Raw genomic sequence first — 267 nt, 5'->3', positions numbered from 1 at the left:
GGGTCGTAGGCGTCGCCGTTGTGGGCCAGCGGTACCTCGAACTCGAAGTTCTCGTAGCCGGAGTAGGGGCGGGCCTTGCGCAGGTCGAAGTCGCAACCGGTGGCGCGCAGGCCGGCGCCGGTGGTGCCCCACTCGAGGGCTTCCTTGGTGTTGTACTGGGCGACGCCGATGGTCCGGCCGCGCAGGATGCTGTTCTTCAGGGCCGCGGTCTCGTACTCGTCGAGGCGCTTGGGCATCCAGTCGAGGAACTCGCGGACCAGCTTGTCC

Annotated in this window: 1 pseudogene; it reads right to left on the bottom strand. The window is 68.2% G+C overall.

The annotated features are described in order from the left end of the window. Nucleotides 1-267: pseudogene (locus tag ACLJNW_RS25515) on the bottom strand (NADH-quinone oxidoreductase subunit C/D); the annotation flags it as partial.

Origin of the sequence: Salmonella sp. SAL4457 (genome assembly GCF_046548235.1) — a bacterium.
Lineage (GTDB): Bacteria > Pseudomonadota > Gammaproteobacteria > Enterobacterales > Enterobacteriaceae > Salmonella > Salmonella enterica.
The sequence above is the reverse complement of the archived record's forward strand: the minus strand, read 5'-3'. Positions and strand labels throughout refer to the sequence as shown.